Below are 13,390 nucleotides of genomic sequence, written 5' to 3'. Positions count from 1 at the left end.
GTGCGTGGGACTGCCTCCGCTGCGGCGCGGACGACGTACGTAGGGCATGACACGCGCCCGCTTGCCGCCCGGGCGGGATGGTGGCTGGTGGAATGCCTTCCTCGACGGGCCGGCTGCGAAGGGGTGGGAGGAGGGTGTCCGAGCAGAGCGCACTGGAGTCACGCCTGCATGCCATGGAGGCGGCTCTCGAACGGATCGGGACCACCACCGATGAACGTAGGACCGCCCAGGAACTGGTCCTCTTCCTCGTCCGTGTGCTGTGTGACGCGGCGGCGGTGGAGGCGGCTGATCAGACGGCCGGGATCGAGCGTGTGGCGGTGGCCGGGGCTGCCGAGCTCTTGGACGGGTCGGCCCCGCAGGGCGCGCCGGCGGTATGGGGGCTGGATCAGGGGCATCCTTTGCAGGCGTGGACCGCGGGGATCGACGAGCCCGTTCACCTGGTGTCGGTGCCGCTGATCGGTGGCGTCGAGCTGCAGGGAAGGCTGCTCGTCGCCCGGACCGGGGCCGCGTACGGCGACCACGAGTTGGCGACCCTGCACTACGCCGCGCGCCTGGCGAGCATCCACATCGGGTACGCCCGCCGCTTGGCGGCCGTGGAGAACACCGCGGTGGAGCTACAGCGGGCCCTGGTGTCCGCCCCGGGCCAGCCCCACCCGAACCTGGAGATCGCCAGCCGTTATCTGCCCCTCGGGGGACGTGCCCTGGTCGGTGGCGACTGGTTCGAGACGGTACGGCTGCACTTCGGGCGGACCCTGCTGGTGGTCGGAGACGTCATGGGGCACGGCCTGGAAGCCGCCGTCGACATGAACGCCTACCGCGCCGTGCTGCGGGAGATCGCCTCCACGGACCTCGCCCCGCACCGGGTGCTGCGGCAGATGGACGCTCTGGCCGCGGCGGACGAGAACCGGCGGCCCGCAACCTGCCTCCTCGTGCGTATCGACCCCGCCCGGCGCACCGCCCTTTACGCGAGCGCCGGGCACCTGCCGCCCGTGGTGTTCACCCGCGACGGTCCCGGCCTGCTGCTGGACGTTCCCGTCGGCCCGCCTCTCGGCACGGGGATCGGCGGCTACGAGGCGCTCGCGCGGCCCATCGGCGACGACCAGACCCTCCTGCTCTACACCGACGGCCTCGTCGAGCGCCGCGGTGAAGACATCGACACCTCCCTGGCGAGACTCACCCGGCTCCGCATCAACATCGACGCACCGCTCGCGGACATCGTGGACACGGTCTGCGGCGGCCTCGGCCTCCAGCACGCCGAAGACGACATCGCGGTCGTCGCCGCCCGCCTGCGCCCCGCCCGCCACACCACGCCGGCCGCCACGTGAGGCAGGATTCCGGCACGGGCCCAGGCCACGGCCGCGCGGCCGATCCGCGGTCACGTACGGCGATCACCACGGGAGTGCCGCGATCTCCAGCGTGCGAAGAGTTCACCGGGTGTGCGGGCTGGAGGTGTCCGTTCCGCCGGCCGTCGCTCATCCCGGGTGAGAGCGACGTCGGGCACGAGGTAGCGGTCCCCCTCCGTCTCCATCACGCACAGGGGGACGTCGCCCAGGTCATCGGGGTGGCCGATCCGAATGACCATCCGCCTCGGCGGAAGGGTGGGGATCTCACCTTCCAGGACAGTGGCGGCGTGGCGCGGAGCGCGGGCGACAGCGACGGTCTTGCCGTCGACCCATACCTCCGCACGCTGGCGCCGCACATCGTGCAGGACGGTGATCGAGTGACCGTCCTGATCCAGGTGGTAACGGTGGTGGCCCGCCATGCCGGCCTCCGCGGGACGTTCCTGTCACCAGCGTAAGACGCCCACTCCTGCACCTGCCGTCACACGATCCGCAGACGCATTTTCCTGACGCCGAACGCGGGTAGGAGCGCGGCATGAGTGACGAGGAACTGCGTCGACCGGAGGCCCAGGGGCTGCTGGCCGGGCTGAGCGTGGATGCCCGCCGACCCGAGCAGCCCGTCCTGCTGGACGCCTCCGGAGCCCCGATCCGTACGTGGCGGGAGAGCTACCCCTACGACCGCAAGATCAAGCGGGTCGAGTACGAGCGGACCAAGCGGATCCTGCAGATCGAGCTGCTGAAGCTGCAGCACTGGGTCAAGGGAACCGGCGCCCGGCTGGTGGTGATCTGCGAAGGAAGGGACGCGGCGGGCAAGGGCGGCACCATCCAGCGGTTCACCGAGCGGCTCAACCCCCGCGGTGCCCGGATCGTCGCCCTGGACAAGCCGACCGAGCGGGAGGCGGGGCAGTGGTACTTCCAGCGCTACGTCGCCCACCTGCCGGCGCCCGGAGAGATCGTCTTCTTCGACCGGTCCTGGTACAACCGGGCCGGCGTCGAGAAGGTGATGGGGTTTTGCACCCAGCAGCAGTACGAGCTGTTCCTACGGCAATGCCCCCTCTTCGAGTCGATGCTGGTGGAGGACGGGATCGCGCTGGTGAAGTTCTGGTTCTCGGTCTCCCGAGCCGAGCAGCGCACCCGTTTCGCCATCCGCCAGGTCGATCCGGTGCGGCAGTGGAAGCTGTCGCCCACCGACCTGGCATCGCTGGATCTGTGGGACGACTACACCACGGCGAAGGTCGCGATGTTCCGAGCGACCGACACCGACTACGCACCCTGGACGGTGGTCAAGAGCAACGACAAGCGCCGCGCCCGGCTCGAAGCGATGCGAAGCCTGCTGTGGCGCATCGACTACGACCGCAAGGACGAGACGGCGGTGGGCCGCCCCGACCCCCTCATCGTCGGCGCCGCCGACACGTTGCTCGAGACGGGTGAAGAACCCACGGCACTCACCCCCACTCCCCTGGCCGGCCCGCCCCTCGGCCCCGGCCTCCATCCCCGCCCGTGACCCCGAGCCGCTCACCCCGCAGGTGCAGCGGGAAAGTTCATGACGTGCCCCCTCACCTGCGCTCACAGGCGAACCGGACATGGCAGAGTCGACCGTCATGACGGTTCCCCACTGGCTGTTCGGTGACCAGCTCGGGCCGCACTTCCTGACCGGCGGAGCCGACGTGCCCGTGGTGATGGTCGAGGCGCGCTCGGTCTTCCGTCGGCGCCGCTTCCACCGCGCCAAGGCCCACCTGGTGCTGTCCGCGATGCGCCATCGGGCCGCCGAGCTCGGTGACCGGGTGCGGTACGTGCGCGCCGAGACCTACCGGGAGGGGCTGCGCGAGGCGGTCGGGGACGGCCCGGTGACGGTGCACCACCCGACGTCGTACGCGGCGATGCGGCTGGTGGGGTCCTTGGACTCCGTGGCCGTGCTGCCGGCGCGCGGGTTCCTCGTCGCGCACGACGACTTCCGCACCTGGGCCGACGGGCACGGCGGGCGGCACCTGCGGCAGGAGGACTTCTACCGGTGGGTGCGGCGCACGCACGAGCTGCTCATGGACGGTGACCGCCCCGCCGGCGGCCGGTGGAACCACGACCACGACAACCGCGAGCCCCCGCCGAAGGGGGCGGGCACCCTGGGCGCCCCGCCGCCCTACCGGCCGCGGGAGGACGAGATCGACGAGGAGGTGCGCCGCGATCTCGACCGCTGGGAGCGTGAGGGTTCCGTCGCCTTCGTCGGCCGGGACGGCGCCCGCCGTTTCCCCGCCTCCCGGCGCGAGGCGCTGGCCGCGCTGCGCCGCTTCGTCGAGCACCGGCTCGCCGGTTTCGGGCCGCACGAGGACGCGATGCTGGCGCGGGACCCGGTGATGAGCCACAGCCTGCTGTCGTCCTCGCTGAACCTCGGCCTGCTGGACCCGGCGGAGTGCGTGGAGCGGGCCGAGGGGGCCTGGCGGGCGGGGCGGGCCCCGGTCAACAGCGTGGAGGGGTTCGTCCGCCAGGTCGCCGGGTGGCGCGAGTACGTCTGGCAGCTCTACTGGTACTTCGGGGAGGACTACCGCCACCGCAACGCCCTGCGGCACCACGAGCCGCTCCCCCGCTGGTTCCTGGAGCTGGACGCGGACGCGGTGCGGGCACGCTGCCTGGCCACGGCGCTGGCCCAGGTGCGGGATACCGGCTGGACGCACCACATTCCCCGGCTGATGCTGCTGGGCAGTTACGCGCTGCAGCGGGGCTGGGACCCGGGTGCCGTCACGGACTGGTTCCACCGCTGCTTCGTCGACGGGTACGACTGGGTGATGGTCCCCAACGTCGTCGGCATGTCGCAGTACGCCGACGGCGGGCGCATGACGACCAAGCCGTACACGTCCGGCGGCTCCTACGTGAACCGGATGAGCGATCTGTGCGGCGGGTGCGCCTACCGGCCAGGTGACCGGGTCGGCGAGCGGGCCTGCCCGTACACCGCGGGCTACTGGGCCTTCCTGCACCGGCACCGGGCCCGCCTGGAGCGCAATCCCCGGATGGCGCAGCCGGTCCGCGGCCTGGACCGGCTGGCGGACCTGGAGGAGGTGCTGCGCCGGGAACGACAGCGGGGCGGCGACCCGCCCTGACCTGCGGCCGGCGGCGGCCCGCGGTGCCGGGGGCGGCGGTCGCGCGGGGCGCTCAGCACGCGCCCCGGCGCCGCAGGTCGCGCAGCACCTCGCGGGCGGCCCGCGCACCTGAGGCGAGCGCGCCCTGGACGGAGCCGGTGCCGCGGTGGTCACCGCACACGTACCGGCCCGGTGCCACCCGGGTGGTGCGGGTGAGCGGCTGCGGCGGTGCCATGGCGGGCAGTGCGTCCTCGACGGTGCGGACGGTCAGCAGGTCCCACCCGTCGGTGCCGGTTCCGTACGCCTCCGCGAGCGCCGCCCGGAGGCCGCGCTCCCGGCCCTGCCCGTCCCGGCCGAGGACCGAGGTGGCGACGAGGGCGTGGCCGGGCGGGGCGTACGCGGGCGCCACGGCGCTGAGGACGCAGGTGTTGAGGAAGCGGCGGCGGGTGTCGACGAGGAGCGTCGGCTCGGCGAGGGGGGCGTGCGGGGCGACGTGGTAGTACGTCGTCACGACCCGGTAGGCGGGCAGGGCCACCTCGGGGAGCAGGGAAGGGACGCTCCCGGGGCCGGTGGCGACCACGACGGCGCGCGCGGGGACCTCCCGGCCCGCGGCGGTCAGCACGCCGTCGTCGGTGAGCCCCGCCACGGCGCTCTCCAGGCGTACGGCGCCCCGCGGTAGGGCGGCCGCGAGGGCGCGGGGTACCGCCCCGATGCCCCGGCCGGGCAGGCACGGGGTGCCGCGCAGCATGCTCCGCCAGACCAGGTGGAACATCCGGGCGGAGGTCTCCAGCCGATCCTCTAGGAAGACCCCCGACAGGAAGGGGCGGAAGAACCCCTCGACGAGCGCTTCGGAGACTCCGGCGTCCGCGAGCGCGGTGCGGGTGGTGGTGTCCGCGAGCCGTTTGATCCGGTTCGGGGGCAACAGCACGTCACGGGCGGACAGCAGGCCGAGGGCGGCCAGGTCGCGGGGGCCGGCGAGGCGGCCCCCGAGCAGGTCGAGCAGTGTGCGCGGGTGGCGGGTGGGGTCGCCGAAGCGGAGCCGTCCGTAGGGGCTGTGGACGAGGACGCCGGGCGTGAACGGCCGCAGTCCGAGTTCCTTCAGGACGAGCCTGCGCCGGACCTGGGGGTAGGAGGTGTTGAACACCTGGAAGCCGCGGTCCACCGTGAAGCCCTCGACCCGGTCCGAACGCATCCGGCCACCGACGGCCTCGCCCGCCTCCAGCACCCGTACGCCGACACCGGCCGCCAGCAGGTCACGGGCGCACGCCAGCCCGGCGACGCCGGCCCCGACGACCAGCACGTCCGTCGCCTCCGTCGCTTCCGTCGCGTCCGTCGCGTCCCGGGATGCGGACATACGACCACCTCTCCCACCTGTCGTGCGGCGCGATCGGCCTGATCCGCCCGCCCACTATGAGTTCGGCCCGTCCCCCGGCCGCGGATGCGCAACACCGGTAACGACGGCGCCCGGGGGACAGCCCTACCCGGCAACGGGCGGTTGGCAGGATCGCCGCGGGCGCCTTTCGCGGAAATGCTGGCACCGGCCGGGGGAACCGCCCCTGCCGAAGTGATCCAACGGCCTCCGGCACCTTCCGGAGGGCCCTTGTTCCGTCAGAGGAGTCGGCGCGTGCGCGAGCAGGAAGAGCAGCAGTTCCGCCCGTCCGGGAAGAGTGGCAGGGGGCGGCGCGGGGTGGGGACGGGAGCGGCCGCGTTGGCCGTGCTCGTGCTGGCGGCCGGGGTGTCGCCCGCCGCGGCAGCGCCCTCCCCCGCCCGGGACGACACCGTGCAGCAGGGCCTGAACGCGCTCGTGCACTCCGACGGGGTGCCCGCCGCCCTGGCCGGCGTCACGGACGGCAAGGGGCGCACCCGTACGTACACCGCGGGCGTCGGCGACGTCGCCACCGGCGCGGAGGTGCCCCGCAACGGCCAGGTGCGCATCGGCAGCAACACCAAGGCGTTCACGGCGGTGGTCGTGATGCAGCTCGTCGCCGACGGCGAAGTGGAGCTCGACGGCCACGTCGACACGTACCTGCCGGGTCTCGTGCACGGTGACGGCATCGACGGCGGCCGCATCACCGTCCGCCAGCTCCTCCAGCACACCAGCGGGCTCCCGGACTACACCGCCCGTTTGAGTGACGACATCCGGTCGTACGAGCCGCGTGAACTCCTCGGCCTCTCCCTCCGGCAGAGGGCCGACTTCGAACCCGGCGGGGGGTGGAAGTACAGCAACACCAACTATCTGGTCGCCGGACTGCTGGTGGAGAAGGTCACCGGACGCCCTCTCGGCGTGGAGATCGACCAGCGCGTCATCCGGCGTGCCGGGCTGCGCCACACCTACTTCCCCGCCCCCGGCGAGCTGCGCATCCGGGAGCGCCACCCCAAGGGCTACTACAGGGCTTCCGAGGGTTCGCCCCTCGTCGACGCCACCGAGTGGGACCCCTCGTGGGCCTGGGCGGCGGGGCAACTGGTGTCCACCAACGCCGACCTCAACCGCTTCTACTCCGAACTCCTGCGCGGTCACCTCGTCCCGAAGGCCCAGCTCGACCAGATGCGCAGCACGGTCCGCGCCGGCCACCCCTTCGCCGACGGCGCCCGCTACGGCCTCGGCCTGGTCAGCACGCCGCTCTCCTGCAACGACACCGTCTACTGGGGGCACGGCGGCAGCATGACGGGGTACGAGACCCGGGGCGGCGTCACTGAGGACGGCCGCGCGGTCAACGTCGCCGTCACCACGCAGCCCGGGAAGGCGACGCAGCAGCACCTGGAGAAGATCGTCGACCAGGCGCTCTGCTCGGCCGCCGCGCTACCGGGCACGACCGAGGGCGAGGACTGAAGCCGCCCCACACCGACCGATATGGGACCCAGCTCCGTGACACGGGGGAGCGTCCAATGCGGCGGCCTGATCGAGGACGTTCCTCGACCGGGCGGGCCAGCAGCGGCGAGCCGTGCTTCCCCGCCCTTGCACCGCGTGCGGGGCTCGTCGTACGGCACGGGAGCCGCGCTCCCCCACCCGCGACGGCCCCGCGCGGCGCCGCCGGTCAGGACAGGGAGACCTTGTACTTGGCCAGGACCTCGGGGACCGGCTGGTAGAAGGTCGTGCCGCCGACGGAGCAGTTTCCGCTACCGCCGGAGGTGATGCCGAGTGCCTTCGTGCCGTCGTAGAGCGCGCCGCCCGAGTCGCCCGGCTCCGCGCACACGTTGGTCTGGATCATGCCGCGGACCGTTCCGCCGCCGCTGTAGTGGACGGTTGCGTTGAGCGCGGTGACCGTACCGCTCTTGGTGCCCGTGGTCGATCCGCTGCGCTTGACCGGCTCGCCCACGTAGGCGTCGGCGGCCGTGAAGCCGCCGGGGGCGCTGATCGAGGAGTTGTCGTAGCGAACGAGCGCGTAGTCGTTGCCGGGGAAGCTGGAGCCCACGGTGGGGCCGATCAGGGTGCTCTGCGCGGAGTTGGTGTACCAGGTCTTGACGACGTTGCCGCAGTGGCCGGCGGTCAGGAAGTAGCGGGTGCCGCCGCTCACGGCGTTGAAGGCGACCGAACAGCGGTATCCGCCGCCGTAGATGGCGTCGCCCGGACCGAGCAGGCGGGTGAACGTCCCGGGGGTGCGCTCGAAGCGAAGCGCGCCGGCGTTCGCGCCCGCCGCTTTCCTGATCTTGGCGAGGCCGGCCTCGGACACGGTGCTGTCGGCCGTGACCACGACCCGCCCGTTCGCCGCGTCCGTGTACCACGCGGTGCCGCCGACGTCCGCACCGAGCACCGCCTGGTCGACCGCCGCGAGTTCGGCCGCGCCGAAGGGCTTGGGGGCGGCCGCCTGGGCGGTCGGCACGGTGAGCGCGGTGGCGGCCAGCAGGCCGACGGCGGCGGCCGCGACCGCGGTGCGCCGTGTGGTGGGGGGCGAGGTGCGCGTGTTCCTCACTGGTCTCCTCCTCGGAGCGTCGGGGCCCGGTGGGTGGTGGGCCCTGTGAGGCCCGTCAGGGTTGGCGTGTTCCTGACAAGCGCTCCGGGGAGTATGCGGAAGGCTCATCGTCCCGCACAAGACCGCGGACGTATCCCGAGCGCCTCCGGCGCGCTCCTCCCAACCTCTGGGCTCTGGCTCTGGCTCTGGCTCTGACTCTCCGGCGGGAGGTTCACCGCGCCAGGAGGTCCCGCAAGGGTCCGTCGAGGTCCAGGGACTCGGTTCCCGCCGGGATGAGGGCGTACGTCTGCTGCAGGAAGTCGGCGAGCGTGGCCGCGTCCGTGCAGACCACCGCGGTCCGCCGTCCGGGCGCCGTGTGGTCGCGCAGCTCCATGTGGACCTCGTGGCCGTCCACCGTCCGCTGCGGCCGGAAGACGACGTCGCCTTCCCCGACCCGGCGGTGGACGCCCTCGGCGAGCATCTGGCGGTCGAAGTGCCAGCGGGCCAGGGCGGTTCCCCGGTCGTAGAACTGCACCTGCACGGTGTACGGGTCCGTGCAGTCGTAGAAGAGGTGTGCCAGGAACGGCACGCGACCGGCACCGGCCACCGCCATGTGGACATCGGCCAGGACAGAGATGGTGGGCATGGGGAACCTCCAGAAGGGACGCGACGGCTGCCCGCGTATGCCCGGCCGCGGAGGAACCACACTGCGCCGTCCGATCGATTCCGGGAGGGGCCCAACGGGGCGGTGTCGAGGTGCAGCCGGGGATCGGGGTGACACTGCCGGGCGGCACCGCAACGCTCGGGTTCGGAATGAACGCTGACGAGGTGCGTGCGCTGCTGGCCGCGGCGCCGGGGCGCCACCAGGGCATGCAGTGCATGTCGTTGACGCGCGACGACTACGCCGAACTCCGTCACGCCCACGACGCGTGGCTCCCCGGACTGCTCTTCGATCCGGCGTGGACGACCGTCGCCACCTTCGGTGATGTGGCCCTGACCGTCGCGGGAGGCGGGCGGGGCCGTACGGGCCGCCTCACCCGCATCGGCATCAGCACCCGCACCGATGCCGACGCTTCTGCCGATGCGCCGGCCGCGCACCCCGTGGTGTGGGACGGTGTCGACCTGTTCGGGCACCCCGCCGAAGGCGTCGTGTCCGTGTTGCCGGGAGCCGTCCGTCCCTTCGGAGCGACGGCCGCCGAAGTGGTGGTCGAGCCGTTGCGGTTGTGGCTTCGTGGACGGACCTCGGCCGTCAGCCGGTGGTCGCGGCTGGTCCTCCTCGGAACGCCCACCGGGGGGAAGAGTGCTGCGGCGGCACCTTCGTGTGTACGGCGGGAGGAGACGGCCTCGCGGGGGTCTCGTCCTGAGTCCGGCCACCTGCCGCCGGGCCGCCGGGCTGAGCCGCGTCCTGTGCAGGCGCCGGTCCGGCGGCGACCTCGCGGGTGCGGGATGCCGACCGCTGCCGCGTGCAGGTGTGCGCCTCGATGAGCGCGTTCAGCCGGGCGACGGCCGGCGCCTCGTCCTCCCGGTGGTGGTCGACCACTCCGTAGCGGGCGGCGGCGTCCGACCGGCGCCGGAACCCGTCCGGCACCGCCAGCAGCTTGCCGGCCAGCGCTGGCACCAGCTCCTCGACCCGCGGGTCGTCCGGGTGCCAGGACCTCGCCGCCCCACCGCGCTTGGCCGGTACGGCGTGTCCGGGATCGCTGAGAGAACTGTTCGAGCCGGGCCGGGAAGCTGTCGGAAGATCTCAGGAAGCAGCGCGCACGACAGCACCAGGGGCCTACCGCTGCGCGACCGCGTAGTCGGGGCGGAAGCCCAGGTCGGCGAGCCGGTCCAGGACCTCGCGGGCACGGCCCGGCAGCAGGACCCGATCGCCGCGCCGGGCCGTCAGGTCGTCGATCCGCTCGGTGAGCCGGCGCCGGACGTCGTCCAGGGCGGCGGCGAACCGCTCGGGGTCGGCGTCGAGCAGCTCGCCCATCTCGGCCAGCGGCCGGTGAGCCTGCCCGCCATCGGCTCAGCCCGCTTGCGGATCACGGGCGGCTCCGGGCCCGCGGGCCGCGCCGGCGACGGCCCGGAGGTCCGCGGACCGGAGCGAGCCGCGGCCGCCGGCCTGCGCGCTCACCTCGACGTACGGTTCGTGCGCGTTGACATCGGTCACGAGGCCGAGGGTATCGCGCATCCGTTCCCTCTCATCTCCCGTGCCGGGTGCGAAGGTTGACCTTGACCTCGGGTCCGGGGGTAGGCCCGTCGCAACGCCGTACCGAGCGGACCGGCCGTTGCCGCCGGGGCCGCCGCTGCGCTTCCCCGGCCGTGCCGAACACCTGCTGCCACGAGGTGCGGAATCAAGGGCGGCCGGGGCGGCGGGGACGGCGGGCCAGGGCGGCAGGGGCGGCGTCGCCGGAGGCCTGAGACGCCTCCGCCACGTCGGCCCCGGTTCCGCCGGGGCTCGATCCGGGCCCGTCGGGCCGCCGCCCCGCCGCGCTACCGGCTCCCGTACGGCAGCAGGGCCATCTCGCGGGCGTTCTTGACGGCCGCGGCGAGCTGCCGCTGCTGCCGGGCGCTGACCCGGGTGACGCGGCGGCTGCGGATCTTGCCCCGGTCGGAGACGAACTTCCGCAGCAGGTCGGTGTCCTTGTAGTCGATGTAGGTGATGCCTGCGGCGTCGAGCGGGTTCGGCCGGGACGCGAGCGGCTTGCGGGGGTCGGAGCGGCGGGTCATACGGGTTCCTTGGGGTTCGTCGGGACGTCAGGAGACGGGGTCGAGGAGGGCGTCGAAGGCGGCGGGCAGTTGCCGCCAGGATCCGGGCCCCGCCGCGTATTCGGCGTCGGTGAGCAGGCAGGACTCGAGGAGTCGCTGCAGTCCGTGGCGGTCGAGCCCGGGCGAGGTGAAGACCAGGTGCTGGCAGCGGTCGCCGTGCTCGGGGTGCCAGTCGAGTGAGGCGGCCGCCCGGCGCACCGGCGGGACCAGCTCCCATGCGGCGTCCGGCAGGGACGCCAGCCAGGGGCCGGCGTTCTCCACGCACAGGGCGCCGCCCGCGGCGTCCCAGGCCAGCAGGGTGTCGGGGCGGTCGGCGAGCCAGAACCGGCCGCGGCTGCGGGCGGCCGCGCAGCAGAGGTCTTCCAACGCCTCGTAGAGGCGCTCGGGGTGGAAGGGGCGGTGGCCGTGCCAGACGAAGGTGGTGACGCCGGCTTCGTCCGCCTCCTGCGGCAGCAGTGCGCAGGCCGGGTGCTGGGCGGCGGCGGCCGCTTCCACGTCGAAACCTGCCAGGGCCAGCGCGGCCAGCTCGCCGGAGTCGGCGTCCACCCGTCGAGCGGTCGGGTGGAGCTGGGCGAGTAGGGCCCGGTCTGCGTCGTCGGCTTCGTCGCCGCTGACGAGGGCCAGCACGGGTGCGTACTCGAGCTGCCTCGCCCAGGTGTCCCCCACGGTGCGCTGGTCGGTGGCGGCCTCGGCGAGGTCGTCGCCGTTGACGAGGTAGGGGAGCACGAGCGCCGGGTCCACCGCGGTGATCACACCGGTCAGGCGGAGGGCGTCGGCGCCGTGCGCGGCGACGACCTCGGCCATCGCCTTGGGTTCGACGGAGTCCCACAGCTCGACGACCGCCAGCCGGGTCAGACCGCTGCCGGCCAGTCGTTCGAGCTCGGGCACCAGGTCCTCGCGCAGGGCGCAGCAGGCGCAGTCGTTGACGAGGGGCGTCTCGCCGCGGGAGAGCTCGCCCGAGGCGTCGCGCACCACGCGCAGGACGGTGCCCGCTGCCGCCGTGGCCAGGTCGTGGTGCAGGGCGACGCTGCCGGGGACGGTGTCCAGTAGCCGGTCGACGACCTGTCTGCGGGCGTCGCAGTGGAGTCCGCCGACGATGACGACGGGCAGGGTCACGCCGTGCTCCCGTAGCGGCGCTGGAAGCGCTCGACGCGTCCGGCGGTGTCCAGCACGCGGGCGGTGCCGGTGTAGAAGGGGTGGCTCTGCGAGGAGATTTCGACGTCGATGACGGGGTAGGTGTTGCCGTCCTCCCACTGCACCGTCTTGTCACTGGTGGCGGTCGAGCGGGTGAGGAAGGCGAAGTCGGCGGCCTTGTCGCGGAAGACGACGGGGCCGTAGGCGGGGTGGATCCCAGGCTTCACGGCAGCGCCTTTCAGGCGGGGGCGGGTTGATGGGGTGTGGCGGGGACCGGGTCAGCGCTCTTCGCGGAAGTCGACGTGCCGGCGCACCACCGGGTCTAACTTGCGCAGCACCAGGCGGTCGGGGTCGTTCCGGCGGTTCTTGCCGGTGACGTAGGTGTAGCCGGTCCCGGCCGTGGAGCGGAGCTTGATGATCGGGCGTGTGTCGTTGCGAGCCATGCCGCTACTATACGGGAATGGAAATCGTTTCCAATAACGACGTCGAGAGAGGCCGGTAACACCTTGTCCGCCCACTGTCAGCTGACCGGCGCCCAGCCGGGCTTCGGCAACAAGATCTCCCACTCGCACCGGCGCACCTCCCGCCGCTTCGACCCGAACATCCAGAGCAAGCGGTACTGGCTGCCCAGCGAGAGGAGGTACGTCCGCCTGACCCTCAGCGCGAAGGCCGTCAAGACCGTCGACGCCATCGGCATCGAGGCGGCGGTGGCCCGGATCCGGGCGCGGGGCGTGAAGGTCTGATGGCGAAGAAGAGCAAGATCGCACAGAACGAGAAGCGCAAGGCGCTCGTCGCCCGGTACGCCGTCCGCCGCGCCGAGTTGAAGGAGATCCTCCGCAGGCCGTCCTCGACGGAGACGGAGCGGCGCGCGGCGCTGGTGGAGCTGGGCAGGCAGCCGCGCGACGCCAGCCCGACCCGCGTCCGCAACCGGGACGGCGTCGACGGCCGGCCCCGCGGCTACCTGGGGAAGTTCGGGCTCTCCCGGGTCCGGATGCGGGAACAAGCCCACGCCGGCTTCCTCCCCGGAGTCACCAAGTCCTCCTGGTAAGTCCGCCCGCGGCGGAGTACGCGGGCTCCGCGGGGCCCGCGACGGCGCTTTCGAGCGCACTCCCGCCGGGGCCGCCGCCGGGCCCGGCGGGGGGCGGGCCCCCGCGTCCGGCCACCGGGCGGGCGGCCCCCGCCAGCCCCTCCCCCGGCCCGG

At 73.2% G+C, this 13,390-nt stretch carries 16 protein-coding genes; 6 read left to right on the top strand and 10 right to left on the bottom strand.

Annotated elements, in window-relative coordinates; genetic code table 11:
- The first annotated feature begins 134 nt into the window (after nucleotides 1-134).
- The 3 genes from ACFV7Q_RS35660 (at nucleotide 135) to ACFV7Q_RS35650 (ending at nucleotide 4,432) form a co-directional block, all read left to right on the top strand.
- A complete protein-coding gene (locus ACFV7Q_RS35660; RefSeq protein ID WP_385435082.1) occupies nucleotides 135-1,325 on the top strand; it encodes a PP2C family protein-serine/threonine phosphatase in 1,191 nt (396 codons plus the stop codon).
- Between the two features lie 550 nt (nucleotides 1,326-1,875).
- The gene (gene ppk2, locus ACFV7Q_RS35655; RefSeq protein ID WP_385435081.1) at nucleotides 1,876-2,844 is read left to right on the top strand and encodes a polyphosphate kinase 2; all 969 of its coding nucleotides are present in this window, start codon (nucleotides 1,876-1,878) and stop codon (nucleotides 2,842-2,844) included.
- Nucleotides 2,845-2,941: 97 nt separating this feature from the next.
- Entirely contained in the window at nucleotides 2,942-4,432 is a 1,491-nt protein-coding gene (locus ACFV7Q_RS35650; RefSeq protein WP_385435083.1) for a cryptochrome/photolyase family protein, read from the top strand.
- Nucleotides 4,433-4,484: 52 nt separating this feature from the next.
- Here ACFV7Q_RS35650 and ACFV7Q_RS35645 read toward each other — a convergent pair whose 3' ends face one another.
- Complete coding sequence (locus ACFV7Q_RS35645) at nucleotides 4,485-5,765, bottom strand: NAD(P)/FAD-dependent oxidoreductase (protein WP_385435080.1); 1,281 nt, start codon at nucleotides 5,763-5,765, stop codon at nucleotides 4,485-4,487.
- Between the two features lie 270 nt (nucleotides 5,766-6,035).
- Here ACFV7Q_RS35645 and ACFV7Q_RS35640 point away from each other — a divergent pair, with 270 nt between their 5' ends.
- Nucleotides 6,036-7,241: a serine hydrolase domain-containing protein gene (locus tag ACFV7Q_RS35640; RefSeq protein WP_385435079.1), complete on the top strand. Its 1,206-nt coding sequence runs from the start codon at nucleotides 6,036-6,038 to the stop codon at nucleotides 7,239-7,241.
- A 205-nt stretch (nucleotides 7,242-7,446) separates the two neighbouring features.
- Here the strand turns inward: ACFV7Q_RS35640 and ACFV7Q_RS35635 are convergent, their stop codons facing one another.
- The 9 genes from ACFV7Q_RS35635 to rpmG form a co-directional block, all read right to left on the bottom strand.
- A complete protein-coding gene (locus ACFV7Q_RS35635) occupies nucleotides 7,447-8,322 on the bottom strand; it encodes a S1 family peptidase (protein ID WP_385435078.1) in 876 nt (291 codons plus the stop codon).
- Between the two features lie 211 nt (nucleotides 8,323-8,533).
- A complete protein-coding gene (locus ACFV7Q_RS35630) occupies nucleotides 8,534-8,947 on the bottom strand; it encodes an SsgA family sporulation/cell division regulator (protein WP_385435077.1) in 414 nt (137 codons plus the stop codon).
- Between the two features lie 603 nt (nucleotides 8,948-9,550).
- Nucleotides 9,551-9,919, bottom strand: a complete 369-nt coding sequence (locus tag ACFV7Q_RS35625) for a hypothetical protein (protein ID WP_385435076.1) — start codon at nucleotides 9,917-9,919, stop codon at nucleotides 9,551-9,553.
- A 159-nt stretch (nucleotides 9,920-10,078) separates the two neighbouring features.
- On the bottom strand, nucleotides 10,079-10,276 hold the full coding sequence (locus ACFV7Q_RS35620; protein WP_385435075.1) for a hypothetical protein: 198 nt from the start codon (nucleotides 10,274-10,276) through the stop codon (nucleotides 10,079-10,081).
- Between the two features lie 36 nt (nucleotides 10,277-10,312).
- On the bottom strand, nucleotides 10,313-10,456 hold the full coding sequence (locus tag ACFV7Q_RS35615; RefSeq protein WP_385435074.1) for a hypothetical protein: 144 nt from the start codon (nucleotides 10,454-10,456) through the stop codon (nucleotides 10,313-10,315).
- Between the two features lie 323 nt (nucleotides 10,457-10,779).
- Nucleotides 10,780-11,016, bottom strand: a complete 237-nt coding sequence (gene rpsR / locus ACFV7Q_RS35610) for a 30S ribosomal protein S18 (RefSeq protein WP_385435073.1) — start codon at nucleotides 11,014-11,016, stop codon at nucleotides 10,780-10,782.
- A gap of 27 nt (nucleotides 11,017-11,043) precedes the next feature.
- Nucleotides 11,044-12,171, bottom strand: coding sequence for a CobW family GTP-binding protein (locus ACFV7Q_RS35605; protein ID WP_385435072.1), 1,128 nt, complete (start codon nucleotides 12,169-12,171; stop codon nucleotides 11,044-11,046).
- Nucleotides 12,168-12,416, bottom strand: a complete 249-nt coding sequence (locus tag ACFV7Q_RS35600) for a type B 50S ribosomal protein L31 (RefSeq protein WP_385435071.1) — start codon at nucleotides 12,414-12,416, stop codon at nucleotides 12,168-12,170. Before ACFV7Q_RS35600 ends, ACFV7Q_RS35605 begins: the two co-directional genes overlap by 4 nt.
- Nucleotides 12,417-12,467: 51 nt before the next feature.
- Nucleotides 12,468-12,632 (bottom strand): 50S ribosomal protein L33, encoded by a 165-nt coding sequence (gene rpmG / locus ACFV7Q_RS35595; RefSeq protein WP_385435070.1) that lies wholly within the window; start codon nucleotides 12,630-12,632, stop codon nucleotides 12,468-12,470.
- A gap of 63 nt (nucleotides 12,633-12,695) precedes the next feature.
- Here rpmG and rpmB point away from each other — a divergent pair, with 63 nt between their 5' ends.
- Together rpmB and rpsN are read left to right on the top strand one after the other, a co-directional pair.
- A complete protein-coding gene (gene rpmB / locus ACFV7Q_RS35590) occupies nucleotides 12,696-12,932 on the top strand; it encodes a 50S ribosomal protein L28 (RefSeq protein ID WP_385435069.1) in 237 nt (78 codons plus the stop codon).
- On the top strand, nucleotides 12,932-13,237 hold the full coding sequence (gene rpsN / locus ACFV7Q_RS35585; RefSeq protein ID WP_385435068.1) for a 30S ribosomal protein S14: 306 nt from the start codon (nucleotides 12,932-12,934) through the stop codon (nucleotides 13,235-13,237). Before rpmB ends, rpsN begins: the two co-directional genes overlap by 1 nt.
- The last annotated feature ends 153 nt before the right edge of the window (nucleotides 13,238-13,390 follow it).

This window comes from Streptomyces sp. NPDC059851 (assembly GCF_042732005.1).
In the GTDB taxonomy this organism is placed as follows: Bacteria; Actinomycetota; Actinomycetes; order Streptomycetales; family Streptomycetaceae; genus Streptomyces.
This window is presented reverse-complemented; position numbering and strand designations above follow the sequence as displayed.

Bases quoted from the DNA above. Each gene is read 5' to 3' on its own strand.
- ppk2 (WP_385435081.1), top strand. From the start codon at position 1,876: ATGAGTGACGAGGAACTGCGTCGACCGGAGGCCCAGGGGCTGCTGGCC.
- ACFV7Q_RS35650 (WP_385435083.1), top strand. From the start codon at position 2,942: ATGACGGTTCCCCACTGGCTGTTCGGTGACCAGCTCGGGCCGCACTTC.
- ACFV7Q_RS35645 (WP_385435080.1), bottom strand. From the start codon at position 5,765: ATGTCCGCATCCCGGGACGCGACGGACGCGACGGAAGCGACGGAGGCG.
- ACFV7Q_RS35630 (WP_385435077.1), bottom strand. From the start codon at position 8,947: ATGCCCACCATCTCTGTCCTGGCCGATGTCCACATGGCGGTGGCCGGT.
- ACFV7Q_RS35620 (WP_385435075.1), bottom strand. From the start codon at position 10,276: ATGGGCGAGCTGCTCGACGCCGACCCCGAGCGGTTCGCCGCCGCCCTG.
- rpsR (WP_385435073.1), bottom strand. From the start codon at position 11,016: ATGACCCGCCGCTCCGACCCCCGCAAGCCGCTCGCGTCCCGGCCGAAC.
- rpmG (WP_385435070.1), bottom strand. From the start codon at position 12,632: ATGGCTCGCAACGACACACGCCCGATCATCAAGCTCCGCTCCACGGCC.
- rpsN (WP_385435068.1), top strand. From the start codon at position 12,932: ATGGCGAAGAAGAGCAAGATCGCACAGAACGAGAAGCGCAAGGCGCTC.